General features: G+C 68.5%; 16 protein-coding genes, 1 other RNA gene and 1 pseudogene. 11 read left to right on the forward strand and 7 right to left on the reverse strand.

The annotated features are described in order from the left end of the window. Positions 1-27 precede the first annotated feature (27 nt). Complete coding sequence (locus tag ACZ0AE_RS03070) at positions 28-1,215, forward strand: hypothetical protein (RefSeq protein WP_463600366.1); 1,188 nt, start codon at positions 28-30, stop codon at positions 1,213-1,215. A 72-nt stretch (positions 1,216-1,287) separates the two neighbouring features. On the opposite strand, the gene ACZ0AE_RS03075 is transcribed toward ACZ0AE_RS03070, so the two are convergent. The 4 genes from ACZ0AE_RS03075 to ACZ0AE_RS03090 form a co-directional block, all read right to left on the reverse strand. Beyond that, entirely contained in the window at positions 1,288-2,679 is a 1,392-nt protein-coding gene (locus tag ACZ0AE_RS03075) for an FAD-binding oxidoreductase (RefSeq protein WP_463600367.1), read from the reverse strand. Then, entirely contained in the window at positions 2,679-3,218 is a 540-nt protein-coding gene (locus ACZ0AE_RS03080) for a metal-dependent hydrolase (protein WP_313246832.1), read from the reverse strand. Before ACZ0AE_RS03080 ends, ACZ0AE_RS03075 begins: the two co-directional genes overlap by 1 nt. 120 nt (positions 3,219-3,338) lie before the next feature. Continuing rightward, positions 3,339-3,707, reverse strand: coding sequence for a YraN family protein (locus ACZ0AE_RS03085; RefSeq protein ID WP_038690515.1), 369 nt, complete (start codon positions 3,705-3,707; stop codon positions 3,339-3,341). Positions 3,708-3,712: 5 nt separating this feature from the next. Further along, positions 3,713-5,434 carry a penicillin-binding protein activator gene (locus ACZ0AE_RS03090; protein ID WP_463600368.1) on the reverse strand — a complete coding sequence of 574 codons (1,722 nt, stop codon included), beginning with the start codon at positions 5,432-5,434 and terminating at the stop codon, positions 3,713-3,715. Positions 5,435-5,514: 80 nt separating this feature from the next. Here ACZ0AE_RS03090 and rsmI point away from each other — a divergent pair, with 80 nt between their 5' ends. Then, positions 5,515-6,336, forward strand: coding sequence for a 16S rRNA (cytidine(1402)-2'-O)-methyltransferase (gene rsmI / locus ACZ0AE_RS03095; RefSeq protein WP_313246829.1), 822 nt, complete (start codon positions 5,515-5,517; stop codon positions 6,334-6,336). Between the two features lie 292 nt (positions 6,337-6,628). On the opposite strand, the gene rnpB is transcribed toward rsmI, so the two are convergent. The 3 genes from rnpB to ACZ0AE_RS03110 form a co-directional block, all read right to left on the reverse strand. Next, positions 6,629-6,979: RNase P RNA component class A (gene rnpB, locus ACZ0AE_RS03100), an RNA gene on the reverse strand. 44 nt (positions 6,980-7,023) lie between these two features. Continuing rightward, positions 7,024-7,506 (reverse strand): DM13 domain-containing protein, encoded by a 483-nt coding sequence (locus tag ACZ0AE_RS03105; protein WP_463600369.1) that lies wholly within the window; start codon positions 7,504-7,506, stop codon positions 7,024-7,026. Positions 7,507-7,746: 240 nt separating this feature from the next. Then, positions 7,747-8,523: an NRDE family protein gene (locus tag ACZ0AE_RS03110; RefSeq protein WP_463600370.1), complete on the reverse strand. Its 777-nt coding sequence runs from the start codon at positions 8,521-8,523 to the stop codon at positions 7,747-7,749. 325 nt (positions 8,524-8,848) lie between these two features. Between ACZ0AE_RS03110 and ACZ0AE_RS03115 the strand changes: the two genes are divergently transcribed. The 9 genes and pseudogenes from ACZ0AE_RS03115 (at position 8,849) to murG (ending at position 18,813) form a co-directional block, all read left to right on the forward strand. Continuing rightward, positions 8,849-9,295 (forward strand): division/cell wall cluster transcriptional repressor MraZ, encoded by a 447-nt coding sequence (locus ACZ0AE_RS03115; RefSeq protein ID WP_038690512.1) that lies wholly within the window; start codon positions 8,849-8,851, stop codon positions 9,293-9,295. Positions 9,296-9,309: 14 nt separating this feature from the next. Next, the gene (rsmH, locus tag ACZ0AE_RS03120; RefSeq protein ID WP_463600371.1) at positions 9,310-10,278 is read left to right on the forward strand and encodes a 16S rRNA (cytosine(1402)-N(4))-methyltransferase RsmH; all 969 of its coding nucleotides are present in this window, start codon (positions 9,310-9,312) and stop codon (positions 10,276-10,278) included. After that, positions 10,275-10,538 carry a cell division protein FtsL gene (gene ftsL, locus ACZ0AE_RS03125; RefSeq protein WP_038690510.1) on the forward strand — a complete coding sequence of 88 codons (264 nt, stop codon included), beginning with the start codon at positions 10,275-10,277 and terminating at the stop codon, positions 10,536-10,538. The genes rsmH and ftsL overlap by 4 nt, the downstream gene beginning before the upstream one ends. Then, positions 10,535-12,379: a peptidoglycan D,D-transpeptidase FtsI family protein gene (locus ACZ0AE_RS03130; protein ID WP_463600372.1), complete on the forward strand. Its 1,845-nt coding sequence runs from the start codon at positions 10,535-10,537 to the stop codon at positions 12,377-12,379. The genes ftsL and ACZ0AE_RS03130 overlap by 4 nt, the downstream gene beginning before the upstream one ends. Beyond that, positions 12,376-13,863, forward strand: a complete 1,488-nt coding sequence (locus ACZ0AE_RS03135) for a UDP-N-acetylmuramoyl-L-alanyl-D-glutamate--2,6-diaminopimelate ligase (protein WP_463600373.1) — start codon at positions 12,376-12,378, stop codon at positions 13,861-13,863. The genes ACZ0AE_RS03130 and ACZ0AE_RS03135 overlap by 4 nt, the downstream gene beginning before the upstream one ends. Further along, positions 13,860-15,304: pseudogene (locus tag ACZ0AE_RS03140) on the forward strand (UDP-N-acetylmuramoyl-tripeptide--D-alanyl-D-alanine ligase). The gene ACZ0AE_RS03135 and the pseudogene ACZ0AE_RS03140 overlap by 4 nt, the downstream one beginning before the upstream one ends. Further along, positions 15,294-16,379: a phospho-N-acetylmuramoyl-pentapeptide-transferase gene (gene mraY, locus ACZ0AE_RS03145; protein WP_038690505.1), complete on the forward strand. Its 1,086-nt coding sequence runs from the start codon at positions 15,294-15,296 to the stop codon at positions 16,377-16,379. Before ACZ0AE_RS03140 ends, mraY begins: the two are co-directional and overlap by 11 nt. Beyond that, positions 16,379-17,725, forward strand: a complete 1,347-nt coding sequence (ftsW, locus tag ACZ0AE_RS03150; RefSeq protein WP_463600374.1) for a putative lipid II flippase FtsW — start codon at positions 16,379-16,381, stop codon at positions 17,723-17,725. The genes mraY and ftsW overlap by 1 nt, the downstream gene beginning before the upstream one ends. Further along, the gene (gene murG / locus ACZ0AE_RS03155; protein ID WP_463600375.1) at positions 17,722-18,813 is read left to right on the forward strand and encodes an undecaprenyldiphospho-muramoylpentapeptide beta-N-acetylglucosaminyltransferase; all 1,092 of its coding nucleotides are present in this window, start codon (positions 17,722-17,724) and stop codon (positions 18,811-18,813) included. Before ftsW ends, murG begins: the two co-directional genes overlap by 4 nt. Positions 18,814-18,844 lie beyond the last annotated feature (31 nt).

The following is an 18,844-nucleotide window of genomic DNA, read 5'->3' on the forward strand; positions in this document are numbered from 1 at the left end:
TCCCGACGAATCAGGCAGGTTGAAAAGATGAGCATTCGCATTCGATGGCTCGTGGTGCTGACCACGCTGATGGCTCTGCCTGCTGCCGCTCAGGTGGTGGACGTTACCGTCACAGGCGAGTTCAGACCCAGCGCGCTGGATCCTGGCAATACCGATTTTCGAAACACGACACCACGCGGTGCGTTCTGCACCTGGCGGCCCGCCCAATGTGACGCGAGTGGGGCCTACATCTTCGATCTCGGCAACAGGGAGTATTGGCAGAAATCCGGTCCCGGGGACGATGCGTCACGGCGTGACACCACCTATGTCCGTTTCCCACCGCCGCGAACCATCACCCTGCAGGAGGCCACCACTGGGCACACCTTCGAGGCGACCATCAGTTTCGTTGCCATCTCATTGAGCATCAGCTTCAACCGTGGCGTGGACCCGTGGTACTACGGCATCAGCGGTGGCTGTACGGCTATCAGAGGGGCGGGCGGGGTTGGCTGGTCGAATGGCGGTTGGAGCGTCCGTACGCCATCGAGTCCCACGGAGTGCTACAGCATCCATCCAAGAGCTGATCGCACCTACTTTTATCGGAACGTGGGGCTCGGTATCCAGGTCACACTTCCCAATGCGACGACGCTTCAGGACGGTCGCTACATGGCCCAGGAAAGCTGGACGACCGGTGGTGCAGAAGCGGACATCGACCTGGGCGACAACATCACCGGCGTGCAGATGGTCCGGATGAACTTTGTCTTCGACGTGATTCACGACTTCCAGGTCCGCTTCCCCAGCGAGTCTCCCCGCGTGCAGCTTGCACCGGCAGGAGGCTGGTCCGCCTGGATCGATCACGGCAAGGCACCGGTACGACTGCGGCAGGAACTGCCCTTCCATCTGACGACCTCGATGGACTTCAGCATGAAGCTGCTGTGCGAGCATCCGGCGGGCACCGGCTGTGGCATCCGCAACCACGCGGATGACGTGGTGGTGCCGGTGGATGTCGACGTGACGCTGCCCGGCATGACCAACCTCCGCGACGGCCGTCCGGCGCAGTTCACCGCGCTGTCGTCGAACGATGCACAAGCACCGCGCTTCACCCCGGACGGTTACCTGATGCAGCGGCGTTCGACGCTGCGCTTCACCGCCGAACGTGAGGCGGTGACGGAAATGCTGCGGACGCCCGGCTCACACTGGTCTGGTGACATGACCGTGGTGTTCGACGCCAACCCCTGAGCGCAGCACGCGTCGCACAACTGGGTGTGCCGCGCGCAGCGCGGGATTCATCGCCCACATCAACGCAGGTCCTTATGCGGGCGGCAGCACCTTGCCCGGATTGAGGATGCCATCGGGATCCAGCGCGTGCTTGATCGCCCGCATCGCCGCCAGCGTGGCCGGTGAAAAGGCCTGGGCCATGAAATCACGCTTGGCCAACCCGATGCCGTGCTCACCGGACAAGGTGCCGCCGAGCGCCAAGGTCAGTTCAAAAATCTTCGGCAGCGCGGCATGCGCGCGTGCGTTTTCGTCGGCGTCGTCGGGGTGGTACAGAATGTTGACGTGCAGGTTGCCGTTGCCGGCATGGCCGAAGGTGACGATGGTCAGTGTGTAGTCGCGCGCCAACGCCTGCACGCCGGCCACCAGGTCGGGAATGCGCGACACCGGCACCACCACGTCTTCATTGATCTTGCCCGGGGCGATGCTGCGCAGCGCAGGCGACAGCGCCTTGCGCGCGGCCCACAGTTTCTCGCGTGCGGCCCCTTCCATGGCCACGTCCAGAGCCAACAGGCCGTCACCCTCGGCGGCGGTGGCCAATGCCTGCAGCAGGTAGGGCAGGGTGTCGTGGTCGCCGTCGGCTTCCACCAGCAGCATCGCGCCGGCCTCGGGCACGTCCGCGCCATTGCGACGCAGCAGCGCCAGGCTGCGCGCGTCCATGAATTCCAGCCGCGTGGGTACCACCGGTTGCGCCATCAGCCGTGACACTGCCGCCGCGGCCGCATCGGCATCGCGATACAACACGCGCAGCCCGGCCTGGGCGACCGGCAGCGGGGTGAGCTTCAGCGTGGCTTCCACGATCAGCGCCAGCGTGCCTTCGCTGCCCACCAGCAGGTGGGTAAGGTCGTAGCCGGTGGCGTCCTTGGTGTAGGCGCCGCCGCAGTGGATGAGGTCGCCTGCGCCGGTCACCGCCACCAGCCCGAGCACGTTGTCGCGGCTGGTGCCGTACTTCACCGCGCGCGGGCCACCGGCATTGCACGCCAGGTTGCCGCCGATGCTGCAGATGTCGGCGCTGGACGGGTCCGGTGCCCAGAACAGGCCGTGCGGCATCAGCGCCTGCTGCAGGTCGCCGTTGAGCACACCCGGTTCGACCACCGCGCAGCGGTTGCCGGGCTGGATGTCGAGGATGCGCGCCATGCGCGCGAACGACAGCACGATGCTGCCGTTGACCGGCACCGCCGCGCCGGTGGTGCCGGTGCCCGCGCCGCGCGCCACCACGGCCACATGGTGCGTGCGGCAGGCGCGGACCAGCGCCACCACCTGCTCGCGGTCACGCGGGAACGCCACGCCGAGCGGCAGCTGGCTGCGCCAGGAGTTGTCCTGCGCGTGGGCGGCCAGCGCCGCGTCATCGGTGCGCCAGCCGTCGTCGCCCAGCAGGGCATGCACGGTGGACAGGAAGGCAGTGGGCAGGGCGGCGGTGGTCGACATCAGGCGTTCCGGGAATTCACAGGGGCGCGTTGGATCAGCCTCCAGCCGATCACGGCGGCGGCCAGCGGCAACCACACCCAACGCAGTTCAGACACAACAGTGGCCAGCCCGCGCGCGCTGAAGAACTGCCCGGCGAACGGCGACACACGGATCGGGCGCCACGGCGCGAACAACCGCTCGCCACTCCATGGCCACCACAGGGCAACACCCAGCCCGCCGGAGGTGAACGCGTCCAGCAGCGGGTGCGACAGCGCACTGATGCCAACGAACGCGGCGGCCTGCACTGCACTGGCGCGCAGGCGCGTATGCAGCAGGGCAGCGAGCACGGCCAGCACCGCGGCAAACACGATCGAATGACTGGCCCCACGGTGGCCGAAGCTGTCGGCATAGGGAATGTGCAGCGCGAAGGCCAGCACATCGGCGTCGGGCAGCATCGCCGCGACCACGCCGGCGGCCAGCAACGGCGCAGAGATGCGCCCGCGATCGGACGCACACCACAGCGCCAACGGAATTGCCGCATGCGTGAACACACTAGGCATGCGCCACGCCCCCGGCCGCTGGCCGGCGCAAGGCAATGCCGGAGTCACCCCACCGCCGCGTAGAGCCGGGCTCTGCCCGGCTGCACGCCATGCCGGAATCATCCACATCCCACCGATCCATCAGCAATCCTCCAGCCGGAATGCATCGCGCAGCCAGTTCAACTGCGGCGGTTCCCCCCAGGCATCGATCACATCGAACCGGCAAGGCCGCGTCGCCAGGGCCGGGTGAGACGACAGAAACAGCTGCGCGGCCAGCACCAGCTTGCGCCGTTTGCGCAGGTCCACCGATGCCGCGCCGCCGCCAAACCCGGCACTCGCGCGGTAGCGCACTTCCACGAACACCGTGGTGTCGCCGTCGCGCATGACCAAGTCCAGTTCACCGCCGCGATAGCGCGCGTTGGCGCTGATCGGCTGCAACCCGGCATTGCACAGGTAAGCCTGCGCGGCAGCTTCCACCGCCGCGCCCCGCTGTGCCCGCGCGGTTGGCATGGGGCTTAGTTGGCGCTGGCGATCGGCATCGGCCGGCCGCCGCTGAAGGTCGACCAGGCCGGCACGCGCAGCACGTTGCCGTTGCTGTCCAGGAACAGCGTGCCGGTGGCGCCGGGCAGGCCGCCTTCGTTGGCCATCTTGTCCAGGTAGGCGCTGATCTTCCACGCATCGAAGCCGAACGCGAACAGGCGGCCGGCCGCGCCACGCGCGGTGGGCAGGATCTGCCCGGCGGTGCTGGCCGACGGCAGGCCCGGCACGCCACGCACGTTCCACGCTTCGTTGGGGTACACGATGCCGTCCAGGGCCATGTCTTCTTCGGCCTTGCCGGCGCCCACGGTGAGCTGCGAGGTGCCCACGCGGGTGGCGCCACCGGCGCCGGCCAGTGCCAGCTGCGGGGCCAGCGCGCGCGCCTGCGGGGCCTTCACCGCCAGCAGCACGCCATCGACGGCGCCGGCATTGCGGATCTGCGCGTCGATGTTGCCCACGGTCTCGCCCACGCCGATGCTGGCCACCACCTGGCCGCCACGCTGGGCGAAGCGCTCGCGGAACGCGGCGGCGGCACGGCGGCCGTTGTCGTCATTGCTGTGCACCACCAGCACCTTGCTGCGCTCGCGGCCACGCAGGTATTCGGCGGCGATGATGCCGTCGTCTTCCGGGGCCAGCGAGAAACCGGCGCTGCCGGCCGGCGGGCTGCTCTTGCCACGGTTCAGCGCCAGCACCGGCACCGGCAACTGGGCGCGGCCGAACACCGCGTCCACTTCGTCGCGGCCCAGCGGGCCGACCACGAAATCGACCCCGGCATTGACCGCCTTGTCGTAGGCCGCCACGGCACCGGCGGCAGTGCCGGCGGTATCGATGAACTGGATGTCCGGGCGGCGGCGGCTTTCACCGTAGTAGCCACTGAGCAGGCCGTCGCGCACCGGCTGCGCAGCCGTGGCCAGGCGACCGCTGAGCGGCAGCAGCACGGCCATCTTCACCGGCGGGCGGTAGCCATCGCTCATGGCGGGCGGGCGCTTGCTGGTGTCGAATTGCAGGGCCTGTTCGCGATCGAACGGACGCGGCAGCGGCAGGCCACGCGCGATCAGGGCGCGGCCGGCGAAGTTGTACAGCGGCTCGTTGGCCGGCAGCGCGGCGGCGCGGGCGCGCAGGGTGGCGTCGTCGAGCGTGCCCAGCACGCTGGCGATGGCCTGCTGGTTGTCGATGCGGGCCTGGCCGGTGAGCGCGGCATGCGCGCGGGCGCGCTCCTGCGCGGCACCGAACAGGTCGCCGGTGGCCTGCAGCGCGTTGGCGCGGGCCAGCTGCCAGCGGGTGCGCAACTGCGGGGCGACGTTGTCGGCCGATTCCTTCAGCAGCGCCAGGGCCTGCGCCGGCTGCTTGTCGGCCAGCGCCAGTTCGGCGCTGGTGAGGTGGTAGCGCTGCAGGCTGGCACCGTTGAGCTGGCGCGGGGTGATCTGTGCCAGCAGGGTGCGTGCGCGGGCGGCGTCGCCGGCTTCGTGCCAGGCGAACGCGGCGTCGGCCAGTGCGGCGGCGCGGGCGGCGCCCTTGAGCGTGTTGGCCAGCGCTTCCAGCTGCACGGCAGCATCGCGCGGTTTGCCTTGATCGATCAATGCCAACGCCTGGGCCTGCGCCGGCGATTCGGGCGCGCTGGTCAGGCTCGTCGTGGCGCAGCCGGCAAGCAGCAGCAGCGACAACGACAGGGCGGAGATCCGTGCGACGGGCTTGTTCATGATCAGGTCCATTCGATGGGGGCAGCGGCCGTGGCCGGGGAACGGTACGATTCTACCCTTGACCCACGAGTGCCGTTGCGATGAGTGCTGTCCCCACGCTGTATGTCGTTGCCACCCCGATCGGCAACCTGGCCGACCTGACACCGCGGGCGCAGGACGTGCTGCGCTCGGTGGCGGCGATCTGCGCCGAAGACACCCGCCGCAGCGGCCAGTTGCTGGCCCACTTCGGCATCCAGCAACCGCTGGTGGCCCTGCACGACCACAATGAAGAAGCGTTGGCGCAGCGCATCGTGGCCCGCCTGCAGGCCGGCGAATCGCTGGCGCTGGTGAGCGACGCGGGCACCCCGCTGGTGAGTGACCCGGGCTACCGCCTGGTGCGCGCCGCCCGCGAGGCGGGCATCCGGGTCAGCCCGGTGCCGGGCGCCTGCGCGGCCATTGCCGCGTTGAGCGTGGCTGGCCTGCCCAGCGACCGTTTCACCTTTGAAGGCTTCCTGCCGGCCAAGGGCTCGGGCCGCCGCGAGCGCCTGCAGGGCCTGGCCGCGGAAACCCGCACGCTGGTGTTCTACGAATCCTCGCACCGCATCACCGAATCGCTGGCCGACATGGTCGCCACCTTCGGCGCCGAGCGCCCGGCGGTGCTGGCGCGCGAACTGACCAAGCTGTTTGAAACCGTACTCGACGGCACCTTGGCTTCGCTGCTGCAGCAGGTGGAAGCCGACGACAACCAGCGCAAGGGCGAGTTCGTGGTGATGGTCCAGGGCGCCGCCGACGACGAGCAGGCCCAGCTGGCCGCCGGCCGCCGCATGTACGCCAAACTCAGCGAACACCTCCCGCCGTCGACCGCAGCCAAGCTCGCCGCCGAGATAACCGGTGCCCCCAGAAAGGCGTTGTACGGCAGTTGATCGCCCCACGTGGGCGGGTGGAGCCACCCCATGGGTGGCTGCACGTGCTGCCGGAAAAGGTAGAGCCACCCCACGGGTGGCTGCACGCGGTGCCAAAACGTAAGGCAGCCACCCATGGGGTGGCTCTACCGCGCGTGCAGATTGAATGCCGCCCCACGCCAACCGTCTGGAGGCACAGCCCCCTTTAGTAAAGGGGGCGCGGCGACAGCCGCGGGGAATTGGATGCTGGTGGCGCCCGGGGCCCACGGTTTGCGCCGCAAACCGTGGGGCTTCATTGCAAAATGCAATGAAAGGGCGGAGCCGGCCGATAAGCCGGGTTTTGTCGTGGACAGTCATTCCTCTAGGCGCTACGTCACCGCAGCGCTCAAGCAACCTACCCGGACCCGACGCGGGCCACGCCATTAGGTCCCTATTTGGTCTTGCTCCAGGTGGGGTTTGCCGTGCCGGTCTGTTGCCAGACTCGCGGTGCGCTCTTACCGCACCATTTCACCCTTACCGGCTTCCCGAAGGAAACGTAGGCGGTATCTTTCTGTTGCACTTTCCGTCGGCTTGCGCCGCCCAGGCGTTACCTGGCACCTTGCCCTATGGAGCCCGGACTTTCCTCGGCATCCGCAAGGGATGACGCGACTGTCTGGCCGACTCCGCCGCGCGCATTGTCCCACATCCCGGCGTGCGGAGGGCGGGCGATCACCCCGGCGCTCGGTATTGCCCGGCCGAGATGAACTGCGCGAAGCGCTCGCACCACACCACCACGGTGGTGAATTCCTCGACATCCACGCCCGGTGGCACCTCGACCAGGAAGCGGTTGAAGGTCTTCACTTCGCCGATCCGCACCGCATCGGCCTTGATCCGTTCAAAGCCGGCCTTGGTGTCGACGAACTCGCGGGTCAGGTACACCTTGTAGTCGGGCCCCGGGGCGATCTTGCCGGTGAAGGCGACCTGGGTGGCGCTCACGCTCAGCGCGCCATCGGCCCAATGCAGCGCATCGCTGCCCTTCTGGTCGCGGTGGAGGCTGGCGTGGTAGCGGGCCTGCTCCATCGCGGCCTGTACCTGCTGAGCCGGCGGATCGTCCGGTGCGGTCAGGATCGGCAGGAAGTACACGCCCAGGCCGAAGCCCACGCCAAGCACAACCAGGTGGCTGATCAGAAGAAGGAGGATGCGTCGTCGCATGGAAGCTCCGTACCGAGTGGAGACGCGGCAACGGCGCCGCCCCGCCATCCTCGGCACGCAGCGCGTCGGGTCAAGGCGCCCTGGAGGCGGAGTCGGGCCGGCATCCTTCACAGAACCGGCTCCATCGGGACCGAGGGGTCGGGAATGCCTTCTGTCGCAGCGGCGTTAAACTTTCGTGAACACCCTTGCTTGTGGCTGAAGTGCCGCAATGCCCGGTCCCTGAAGATCGGCTTGGCAACGTCAAAGTGCGCCGATCTGCGCCCTTGCCGCCAGCCGCGTCTCGCCAATGCAGCTGCCGTCCGGCCCGAACCGGCGCTCGTGGATGAAGCCCTCGCCGTTGGCATCCAACGCGATCAGCGTGCTGGCGCGGGTGCCGTATTCGGGGCTGCGGATGAATGCCGCGCTCAGCCAGCGCTCGCGCTCCAGGCCGATGCCGGTGTCGGGCAGGGCGCTGTCGTCGGCCCGGGTTTCATCGGCCAGCGCCGCCCACAGTGGGGCCAGGTCGTCGCTGCCGCTGGCGATCCAGCCCTGCACGGCGGCGTTCAAGCGCGCGGTCTTGGGCCACGGCGCATCCAGCGGCCCGTTGGACATGCCGTGTACGCCGGGCGCCAACGCCTGCCGGCCCGCCGGGTGGTTGCCCAGGAACTGGCAGCTGTCGCGGTCGGCCAACAGCAGGTTGAACGGGGCGAAGGTGGCGGCGCGGGCGGCCAGCGCATCGGCGAAGTGGGCGGCCGGGGCGGTGTCACGCAGGTAGTCGGCCACCAGTGCGCCGCGGGAGGGGCCGGTCTGGCGGGCCAGCGGGTCGCGCACGTTGGTCACCACCGCCATGCGGCCGCCGGGTCCGACCCCGGCCCAGGTGCCGCCCGAGCGCAGGTCGCGTCCGGCCAGCAGCCCGTGGTCGGGCGCCGGCCAGGCCGCCAGCGCGGCGGTGGGGCGGGCGTGGAACTCGTCGCGGTTGCCGGCCATCAGCAGCTGCCAGCGGGGGTGGGTCTTCCAGGCAAGGGCAAGCAGGCACATGGCCGGCATTGTGCCGGGTTTGCGCAAGGCAGGGTCAATGGCGACGGGCCTTGGCATGAATACGCGCCTATGTTTCACGCCCTCTACACAGGCCTGAACTTCGCCCCAATCTCAAAAAATGAGACGAAACAGCAACTTGTGGATAAGCCTTGAACAAGTCTCTAAACATTGCTGCAAGCCCTTGATGTTCAAAGTGATTTCCCGCTCGCAAAGTTGTTGACAACCCAATCGGCACTGCTAAGGTGGGCAACAGAGGCAAAACCGGGTTTTTTGTGGTTTTTCGTGGTTCAATGTTTCATCCGGGCGAAGGAAAGGTGCACGCGTCGTGTTTCAGGGCGAGACGGCCATCACGGTTGACGATAAAGGACGCATGGCGGTTCCCACCGCGCATCGTGACCTTGTCGCGCGTGTGAGCAACAACCGCCTGGTCCTGACCTACAACCCCTTCGAGTCCGGCTGCCTGTGGCTGTATGCCGAAACCGAGTGGGAACGGGTCCGCGACGACGTCATGGCCAAACCCAACACACAGCGCGTCGTGCGTCTGCTGCAACAGAAGCTGGTCGGTTCGGCCGCGCATCTGGAGCTGGACGGCAACGGCCGCATCAGTATTCCTGCCAGCCACCGCGGTGCCGTTGGCATTGAAAAGAAGGCGGTTCTGCTCGGCATGGGCGACAAATTTGAATTGTGGAGCGAGCAGGCACATCGCGCGTTGATCCAGCAGACGTTGTCTGACGGGGATCTGGGCGATGGGTTGCTCGACCTGAAGTTGTGAGCCGGGGTGCCCGGATGCGCGGAGCAGCGCAGACCGGTCACCTTCCGGTGTCGCAGTCGCCGGCGGGGCACCTGCCGGTTCTGTACACACAGGTCCTGGACGGCCTGAGGGTGATCGAAAACGGTACGTATCTCGATGGCACGTTTGGTCGTGGCGGTCACGCCCGCGGCGTGCTCGAGCAACTCGGTCCTGGAGGCCGGCTGCTGGTCATGGACAAGGATCCCGAAGCGATTGCGGTAGCCGAGCGCGATTTCGCGCCGGACCCGCGCGTCTCGATCTTCCGGGGCAGCTTCGCCGACCTGCTGCATTGGGACGCCACCGCCGACGGCCTGGACGGGGTGCTGTTCGACCTGGGCGTGTCCTCGCCGCAGCTGGACGTGGCCGAGCGTGGTTTCAGCTTCGGCAAGGACGGCCCGCTGGACATGCGCATGGACCCGGACAGCGGCGAAAGCGCGGCGCAGTGGCTCAACCGTGTTGAAGAACGCGAGCTGATGGACGTGCTGTGGACCTACGGCGAAGAGCGCCAGGGCCGCCGCATCGCCAAGGCCATCGTGGCCCGCCGCGACAAGCAGCCCTTCACCCGCACCGCCGAATTGGCCGAGCTGATCGCCTCGGTGATGCCGCGTGGCAAGGACAAGATCCACCCGGCCACGCGCAGCTTCCAGGCCATCCGCATCCACATCAACCGTGAACTGGCCGACCTTGAGGCGGGCCTGGACGCGGCGATGGCGCGGCTCAAGCCCGGTGGCCGGCTGGCGGTGATCAGCTTCCATTCGCTGGAAGACCGCATCGTCAAGCAGTTCATGAACCGCCACGCCAAGGCCCCGCCGAGCAATCGCCGGCTGCCCGAGTTGGCCGCGTTCGTGCCGACGCTGGACCTGCACGGCGGCGCTATCAAGGCCGAGGACGACGAGCTGGCGGGCAACCCGCGCTCGCGCAGCGCCGTGCTGCGCGTCGCCGAAAAGCGCGAGGTGGCCGGGTGAGTCGCCTGCTGCTCATCGTGCTGCTGGCCTGCACCGTCGCTTCGGCGATCGGGGTGGTGTTCATGCGTCACCGCCACCGCCAGACCTTCATCGAGCTGTCCAAGGTCGAGCGTGCGCGTGATGAGCTCAACATTGAATTCGGCCGCCTGCAGCTGGAGCAGGCGACCCTGGCCGAGGCGACCCGGGTTGACCGGGTGGCCCGCGAGAAGCTGGGCATGAAGTTCCCGGAAGCGGCCGACGTAGTGGTGATCCGGCCATGAACAAATCCGGTCGCAACCGCACCCGCAACAGTTTCAACCTGCGCCAGCGCCTGAAGTGGGTGGGTCTGGCGCTTGGGCTGTGCTCGGTCTCGCTGGTCGGCCGTGCCGCCTACGTGCAGATCATCAACAGCGATTTCTACCAGCGCCAGGGCGAAGCCCGGTACCTGCGCGAGCTGCCGATCAACACCTCGCGCGGCATGATCACCGACCGCAACGGCGAGCCGGTGGCGGTGTCCACCCCGGTCGCCTCGATCTGGGTCAACCCGCAGGAACTGCTGCGCGCGCCCGACCGCATCCCGGAGCTGGCCACCGCGCTGGGCATGCCGCTGGACGAGCTGACCTCCAAGGTGTCGCAGAAGTCGGACAAGGAATTCATGTACCTGCGCCGCCGGATCAACCCGGACGACGCGGAGAAGGTGGTGGCCCTGAAGATTCCGGGCGTGGCCTCGCAGCGCGAGTTCCGCCGCTTCTACCCGCAGGGTGAGGCGATGGCGCACGTGCTGGGCTTTACCAACATCGACGACCGCGGCCAGGAAGGGCTGGAGCTGGCCTTCGACGAATGGCTGCGCGGCAAGGCCGGCGCCAAGCGGGTGATCCGCAACCGCAAGGGCGACACGGTGGAGAGCGATCTGCTGCGCGCCGCCGAGCCGGGCAAGGACCTCACCCTCAGCATCGACCGCCGCATCCAGTTCCTGGCCTTCAAGGAACTGCGCAACGCGCTGATCGCCAACAAGGCGGCCGGCGGTTCGATGGTGATCATGGACGTGGCCACCGGCGAGATCCTGGCCATGGTCAACCTGCCTACCTACAACCCCAATTCGGTCGGCGGCGCTGCCCCGGACACCCGCCGCAACCGCGCGGTGACCGACCTGGTCGAGCCCGGCTCGACCATGAAGCCGCTGACCATCGCCTCGGCGCTGCAGTCCGGCGTGGTCACCAAGGACACCACGGTGGACACCAACCCGGGCTACATGGCCGTGGGCCGGTTCACCATCAAGGACGTGCCGCGCAACAACGGCGTGCTCAACGTCACCGGCGTGATCACCCGCAGTTCGAACATCGGCGCGGCCAAGATCGCCGCCAAGATGCCCGACCAGGTGTTCTACGACCACGTCCACAGCTTCGGCTATGGCGTGTCCCCGCACAGCGGTTTTCCCGGTGAGTCGGCCGGCGTGCTGAAGCGGCCTGGCCGCTGGGACGGTGCCACCAAGACCACCATGTCCTACGGCTATGGTCTGAATGTCACGCCGCTGCAGATCGCCACCGCGTATTCGGCGCTGGGCAACGGCGGCCGTCTGATCGCGCCGACCTTCGTCAAGGGCCAGCGCAACGAAGGCAAGCAGATCATCGACCCCAACATTGCCAAGGATGTGGTGGCGATGATGGAAACGGTGGTCACCCAGGGCGGCGCCAAGCAGGCGGCCGTGCTGGGTTACCACGTGGCCGGCAAGACCGGTACCGCGCGCAAGGCGGGCCCCGGCGGTTACGAGCGCGGGCATTACAACGCGCTGTTCGCCGGCGTGGTGCCGGCGACCAACCCGCGCTTTGCCACGGTGATCGTGATCAACGACCCGCAGGCCGGCAAGTACTACGGCGGCCTGGTGTCCGCGCCGGTGTTCCACAACGTGATGGAAGGCGCGCTGCGCCTGATGGACGTGCCGCCGGACGACATCGAGTCGTGGCTGGCGGCGCAGCAGTCCGGAAAGCTGGGGCATACCACCTCGTCGTTGCCGGTGCCGCCGCCGGAAACGGTGATCGCCCCGGATGCCGCCGCCGAATTCGATGCCGCGCTGCCCAGCGCGCACGCCACGGTGCCGCCCGCGCAGGGAGGCACCCAATGAGCCAGACGATGTTGCTTTCGCAGTTGATCCCCGATGTGGCGCTGAGCCACGACCCGTCCATCACCGGCCTGGTGCTGGACAGCCGCGCCGTGCGCCCGGGCAATGCCTTCGTGGCGATCGCCGGCTTCGGCGCGCATGGCCTGGGCTTCGTCGCACAGGCGCAGGCCAATGGCGCCGGCGCGATCCTGTTCGAGCCGCCGGCACCGGCCGAGCTGCCGGCCCCGGCCGACGCCATCGCCGTGCCCGGCCTGCGTACGCGCATGGGCGCGATGGCCGACCAGTTCCACGGCCATCCGTCGCGCGCGATGACGATGGTGGGCGTGACCGGCACCAACGGCAAAACCTCCACCGTGCAGCTGCTGGCCCAGGCCTGGCACCTGCTCGGCACCGCCAGTGGCAGCATCGGCACCCTGGGCGTGGGTCTGTATGGCCACGTGGTGCCGACCGGCTTCACCACGCCGCTGGTGCTGCAGATGCATGAAGTGCTCGCGCAGCTGCGCGACGACGGCGCGCGCGCGGTGGCAATGGAAGTCAGCTCGCACGCGCTGGACCAGGGCCGCGTGGATGCCGTGCACTACGACGTGGCGGTGTTCACCAACCTCACCCGCGATCATCTCGATTACCACGGCGACATGGCGCAGTACGGCGCGGCCAAGGCCAAGCTGTTCCACCGCGATGGCCTCAAGGCCGCGGTGGTCAACCTGGACGACAGCTTCGGCAGCGAACTGCTGCGCACTGTCGGTGCCTCGGTACGCCAGATCGGGCTGAGCTCGCGCGGCGCACAGCAGGCCACCCTGCGCGCTGATTCGCTGATGCTGGACGGCCGCGGCATCGCCTTCGACCTGGTGGTCGATGGTGCGCGCTACCCGGTGCAGTCGCCGCTGCTGGGCCGCTTCAACGTGGACAACCTGCTGGCCGTGGCCGGCGCCCTGTATGCGCTGGACAATGCGCCGGCGGACATCGCCGCGCTGCTGTCGCAGCTGCAGCCGATTGCCGGGCGCATGAACCGGCTTGGCGGCGAGCACGGCCTGCCCACCGTGGTGGTCGACTATGCCCATACCCCCGACGCGCTGGAACAGGCGCTGGCCAGCCTGCACGACCACCTGGCCGGGCGCCTGGTCTGCGTGTTCGGCTGCGGCGGCGAGCGTGACACCGGCAAGCGGCCGCAGATGGCCGCCATTGCCGAGCGCGGCGCCAACGTAGTGATCGTCACCGACGACAACCCGCGCGGCGAAGACGGCGACGTGATCGTGGCCGACATCGTGGCCGGGCTGTCCAATCCCGCCGCCGCCCTCGTGCAGCGCGACCGCGCCGCCGCCATCGCCACCGCGATCGGCCTGGCCGGTGCCGGCGACATCGTGCTGATTGCCGGCAAGGGCCACGAGCCCTACCAGGAAGTGCACGGTATCCGGCACGCCTTCGACGACACCGAGGTGGCGGGCCGCGTGCTGGCCGCGCGTGCCGCGCAGGAGGTCGCAGAATGAAGCGCACCCCGCTGTCGCTGATCGCACATTGGGCCGGTGGCGAGATCCATGGCGACGACACCGCCATCGACGCCATCAGCAAGGACACCCGCACGCTCGCCCCGGGCAGCCTGTACGTGGCGCTGCGTGGCGACCGTTTCGACGGCCATGATTTCGCCGCCGATGCCGTCGCGCGCGGTGCCTCGGCGATGCTGGTCGAGCGCCTGCTCGACGTGGCGCTGCCGCAGATCCTGGTGGCCGACACCCAGCACGCGCTGGGCCGCATTGCCCATGGCATGCAGCGCGACCGTGCCGCCGGTGTGTTCGCCATCACCGGCAGCAACGGCAAGACCAGCGTCAAGACGCTGCTGCTGGCGATCCTGCAGCAGGTCGCACGCGAAGAACACAAGGTGGTGTACGCCAACCCGGGCAATCTCAACAACGAGATCGGCCTGCCGCTGGCGGTGCTGGATGCCCCCGAAGACGCCGATTTCGCCGTCTACGAGATGGGCGCCGGCAAGCCGGGCGACATTGCCTACCTGACCGACATCGTGCGCCCGCGGTACGCGCTGGTGAACAACATCGCCCCGGCCCACCTGGAGCGGATGGGCAGCCTGCAGGGCGCTGCCGCACCACCAAGGGTGCGATCTACGCGGCGCTGCCGGCCGATGGCGTGGCGGTGATCAACGCCGACGATGCCTTCGGCATCTGGTTCGAGCAGCACATCGTGGGCCAGCCGCCGCGCTGCCGCGTGCTGCGCTACGGCTTGGACCACAGCGCCGACGTGAGCGCGCTGGCGATCCGACCGAGCGCCACCGGCAGCCAGTTCCTGCTCACGGTGAAGCCCGCGCCGCGCATGGATGCGCAAGTGGTGCGGTCGCAGGATGCGATGGAGCACCAGGTGGAAATCGCGCTGGCCCTGCCGGGTCGCCACAACATCAGCAACGCGCTGGCCGCCGCCTCGCTGGCGCTGGCCGCCGGCATCGGCCTGGACCAGATCGCGCTGGGCCTGGCCCGCGCCGAACCGGTGCCGGGCCGCCAGGTTGCGCACCAGCTGCCCAACGGCGCGGTGCTGATCGATGACAGCTACAACGCCAACCCCGGCTCGCTGGCCGCGGCGATCGACGCGCTGGCCGGCGGCAAGGACGAAGGCTGGCTGGTGCTGGGCGACATGCGCGAACTGGGCCCGGACGGCCAGGCGCTGCATGCCCAGGCCGGTCGCCGCGCACGCGATGCCGGCATCAAGCGCCTGTACACGCTGGGGCCGCTGAGCGCCGCCGCATCGAGCGCCTTCGGCGACGGCGGCCGGCACTTCCAGGACCACGACACGCTGGCCGCCGTGCTTGCCTCCGACCTGCATGCTGGCGTGCGCTGCCTGGTCAAGGGCTCGCGCGGCAGCGCCATGGACAAAATTGTGAAAGCGCTGTTGGCGCGAGGAGAGGAAACCCCCCATGTTGCTTGAACTGGCCCGATGGTTGCAGCAATTGGAGAGCCTGTTCGGGCTGTTCGGCTATCTGACGCTGCGCGGCATTCTTGCCGCGCTGACCGCGCTGTTCCTGTCGCTGTGGCTGGGCCCGGCGATGATCCGCAAGCTGGCCCAGTTCAAGGGCGGCCAGCCGATCCGCACCGACGGGCCGCAGACCCACTTCTCCAAGGCCGGCACGCCGACCATGGGCGGCTCGCTGATCCTGCTCACCATCACCTTGTCGGTGCTGCTGTGGGCCGACCTGCGCAACCGCTACGTGTGGGTGGTGCTGGCGGTGATGCTGTGCTTCGGCGCCATCGGCTGGTACGACGACTGGATCAAGATCGTGCGGCGCGACCCGAACGGCCTGAAGTCGCGCTGGAAGTACCTGCTGCAGTCCATTTTCGGCCTGGCCGCCGGTCTGTTCCTGTTCTACACCGCCGACGTGCCGGCCGCGCTGACCTTCTACATCCCGATGTTCAAGTCGGTGGCGCTGCCGCTGGCCGGGATCAGCTTCGTGGCCATTGCCTACTTCTGGATCGTCGGCTTCTCCAACGCGGTCAACCTGACCGACGGTCTGGACGGCCTGGCGATCATGCCGACCGTGCTGGTGGCCTGCGCGCTGGGCGTGTTCGCCTATGCCTCGGGCAACGTGGTGTTCTCCAACTACCTGCAGATTCCGCAGATTCCCGGGGCCGGTGAACTGGTCATCATCTGCGCGGCCATTGCCGGTGCCGGCCTGGGCTTCCTGTGGTTCAACACCTACCCGGCCATGGTGTTCATGGGCGACATCGGCGCCCTGGCGCTGGGTGCGGTGCTGGGTACCATCGCGGTGATCACCCGCCAGGAGCTGGTGCTGGTGATCATGGGCGGCGTGTTCGTGATTGAAACGCTGTCGGTGATGATCCAGGTCGCTTCGTTCAAGCTGACCGGCAAGCGCGTGTTCAAGATGGCGCCCATCCACCACCACTTCGAGCTGAAGGGCTGGCCCGAGCCGCGCGTGATCGTGCGCTTCTGGATCATCTCGGTGGTGCTGGTGCTGATCGGCCTGGCCACGTTGAAGGTCCGCTGATGAACGACCTGTCGCGCCAGGCAACCCGCCTTGAAGCCATCGGAGGCCACTTCGACAAGTGGCTGCTGGGCGCGATCATCGCGCTCACCGGGCTGGGCGTGGTGATGGTCGCGTCGAGCTCGATCGCCTTGATGAGCAGTCCGTTCTACTACCTCAACCGCCACCTGATCTTCCTGGCCATCGGCATCGTGCTGGCGGGCATCGCCATGCGCACCGAGCTCAAGAGCATCGAGCAGTACAACCAGGTGCTGCTGCTGGGCTGCTTCGCGCTGCTGGTGGTGGTGTTCGTGCCCGGCCTGGGCAGCAGCGTCAACGGCGCCCGGCGCTGGATCAACCTGGGCATCTCCAAGTTCCAGACCGTCGAAGCGGTCAAGGTGCTCTACATCGTGTGGCTGTCCAGCTACCTGGTGCGCTTCCGCGACGAGGTCAACGCCACCTGGCCGGCGATGCTCAAGCCGCTCGGCGTGGCCGGCGCGCTGGTGGTGCTGTTGCTGCTGCAGCCCGACTTCGGTTCGTCCACGCTGCTGCTGGCCATCACCGCCGGCATGCTGGTGCTGGGCGGCGTCAACATGCCGCGCATGTCCATGCCGGTGATCATCGGCATGGTGGGCATGAGCGCGCTGGCGATCATCGAACCCTACCGCATGCGCCGCATCACCTCCTTCCTGGACCCGTGGGCCGACCAGCAGGGCGACGGCTACCAGCTGTCCAACGCGCTGATGGCCGTGGGCCGCGGCGAGTGGACCGGCGTGGGCCTGGGCAACTCGGTGCAGAAGCTGTACTACCTGCCCGAAGCGCATACCGACTTCATCTTCTCGGTCACCGCCGAGGAGCTGGGCTTCATCGGCACCTGCCTGATCATCGCGCTGTACGCACTGCTGGTAGGTCGCACCTTCTGGCTGGGCATGCGCTGCGTGGAAATGAAGCGCCACTTCTCCGGCTACATCGCCTTCGGCATCGGCCTGTGGATCAGCATGCAGAGCTTCGTCTCGATCGGGGTCAACCTGGGCATCCTGCCGACCAAGGGCCTGACCCTGCCGCTGATTTCCTCCGGTGGCTCCAGCGTGCTGATGACCTGCGTGGCGATGGGACTGCTGCTGCGCGTGTCCTACGAACTGGATCGCGCCGAGCGCCGCCAGGCGGTGCGCATGGGCGCGGCCGAAGGCGACGAACCGATGGACGCCGAGCCGGGCAGGGGCGCCAGTGCCTCGTCCGTGGCCGCCGCCATGCAGGACACCAAGGCCCATGACGGCAGCCCGCGTGATGGCCTGCCGCGTGACAGCGCCTCGCGTGGCACCAGCCGCATGCAGCAGCGCATCGAACCAACCCTGGGGAGGATGGCATGAACACCCAACCCGCTTCCTCCGAGCGCCCGGTGATGATCATGGCCGGCGGTACCGGCGGCCACATCTTCCCCGGCCTGGCCGTGGCCAAGGTGCTGCGTGCGCGCGGCATTCCGGTGACCTGGCTGGGCAGCGACGGCGGCATGGAAACGCGCCTGGTGCCGCAGCACGACATCCACATCGACACGCTGGCCATCAGCGGCCTGCGCGGCAAGGGCAAGCTGGCCCTGCTCGGCGCGCCGGGGCGCCTGCTGCGCGCGGTGCGCGCGGCCGGCTTCCTGATCCGCGACCGCCAGCCGCGTGCGGTGGTGTCCTTTGGCGGCTTTGCGTCCGGTCCTGGTGGCCTGGCCGCGCGCCTGCACGGGCTGCCGCTGCTGGTGCACGAACAGAACCGCGCGCCGGGCCTGACCAACCGCGTGCTGTCGCGCTTCGCGCGCCGCGTGCTGACCGGCTTCCCGGGCAGCTTCGCCCAGCGCGAAGAGGCCGTGGGCAACCCGGTACGTGCCGAGATCGCCGCGATCGCGCCGCCCGACGTGCGCCTGGCCAACCGCCAGGGGCCGCTGCGCCTGCTGGTGCTCGGCGGCAGCCAGGGCGCGCGCGTGCTCAACAACGCCGTGCCGAAGGCGCTGGCCGCACTGGGCAGCGCTGTCGCCATCGACGTGCGCCACCAGAGCGGCGAGAAGCTGCATGGCGAAGCCGTCAGCGCCTACCAGGCCGCCGGTGTCACCGCGCGCGTGGATGCGTTCATCGCCGACATGGCCGAGGCATTCGCCTGGGCCGACCTGGTGGTGTGCCGTGCCGGCGCCTCGACCCTGGCCGAGCTGTGCGTGGTGGGCGTGGGCAGCGTGCTGGTGCCCTTCGCCGCCGCCGTGGATGACCACCAGACCCGCAACGCGGAGTATCTGGTCGACCGTGGCGCGGCCGTATTGCTGAAGCAGGATGAAACGCTGGCCACGCACCTGGAAGGCGTGCTGCGCGATTTGTCCGAAAATTCCGCCCGTCGCATGCAGATGGCGAATGCCGCGCGTGCCCTGGCCAAGGTCGATGCCGCAGAGCGCATCGCCGACATCATCCTCGAGGAATCCAAATGAAGACCGCCACGCGCCATCGCGCCTGCCCGAC

Source organism: Stenotrophomonas sp. AC248, assembly GCF_979258185.1.

Bases quoted from the DNA above. Each gene is read 5' to 3' on its own strand.
- ACZ0AE_RS03070 (WP_463600366.1), top strand. From the start codon at position 28: ATGAGCATTCGCATTCGATGGCTCGTGGTGCTGACCACGCTGATGGCT.
- ACZ0AE_RS03075 (WP_463600367.1), bottom strand. From the start codon at position 2,679: ATGTCGACCACCGCCGCCCTGCCCACTGCCTTCCTGTCCACCGTGCAT.
- ACZ0AE_RS03080 (WP_313246832.1), bottom strand. From the start codon at position 3,218: ATGCCTAGTGTGTTCACGCATGCGGCAATTCCGTTGGCGCTGTGGTGT.
- ACZ0AE_RS03085 (WP_038690515.1), bottom strand. From the start codon at position 3,707: ATGCCAACCGCGCGGGCACAGCGGGGCGCGGCGGTGGAAGCTGCCGCG.
- ACZ0AE_RS03090 (WP_463600368.1), bottom strand. From the start codon at position 5,434: ATGAACAAGCCCGTCGCACGGATCTCCGCCCTGTCGTTGTCGCTGCTG.
- rsmI (WP_313246829.1), top strand. From the start codon at position 5,515: ATGAGTGCTGTCCCCACGCTGTATGTCGTTGCCACCCCGATCGGCAAC.
- ACZ0AE_RS03105 (WP_463600369.1), bottom strand. From the start codon at position 7,506: ATGCGACGACGCATCCTCCTTCTTCTGATCAGCCACCTGGTTGTGCTT.
- ACZ0AE_RS03110 (WP_463600370.1), bottom strand. From the start codon at position 8,523: ATGTGCCTGCTTGCCCTTGCCTGGAAGACCCACCCCCGCTGGCAGCTG.
- rsmH (WP_463600371.1), top strand. From the start codon at position 9,310: ATGCGCGGAGCAGCGCAGACCGGTCACCTTCCGGTGTCGCAGTCGCCG.
- ACZ0AE_RS03130 (WP_463600372.1), top strand. From the start codon at position 10,535: ATGAACAAATCCGGTCGCAACCGCACCCGCAACAGTTTCAACCTGCGC.
- ACZ0AE_RS03135 (WP_463600373.1), top strand. From the start codon at position 12,376: ATGAGCCAGACGATGTTGCTTTCGCAGTTGATCCCCGATGTGGCGCTG.
- mraY (WP_038690505.1), top strand. From the start codon at position 15,294: ATGTTGCTTGAACTGGCCCGATGGTTGCAGCAATTGGAGAGCCTGTTC.
- ftsW (WP_463600374.1), top strand. From the start codon at position 16,379: ATGAACGACCTGTCGCGCCAGGCAACCCGCCTTGAAGCCATCGGAGGC.
- murG (WP_463600375.1), top strand. From the start codon at position 17,722: ATGAACACCCAACCCGCTTCCTCCGAGCGCCCGGTGATGATCATGGCC.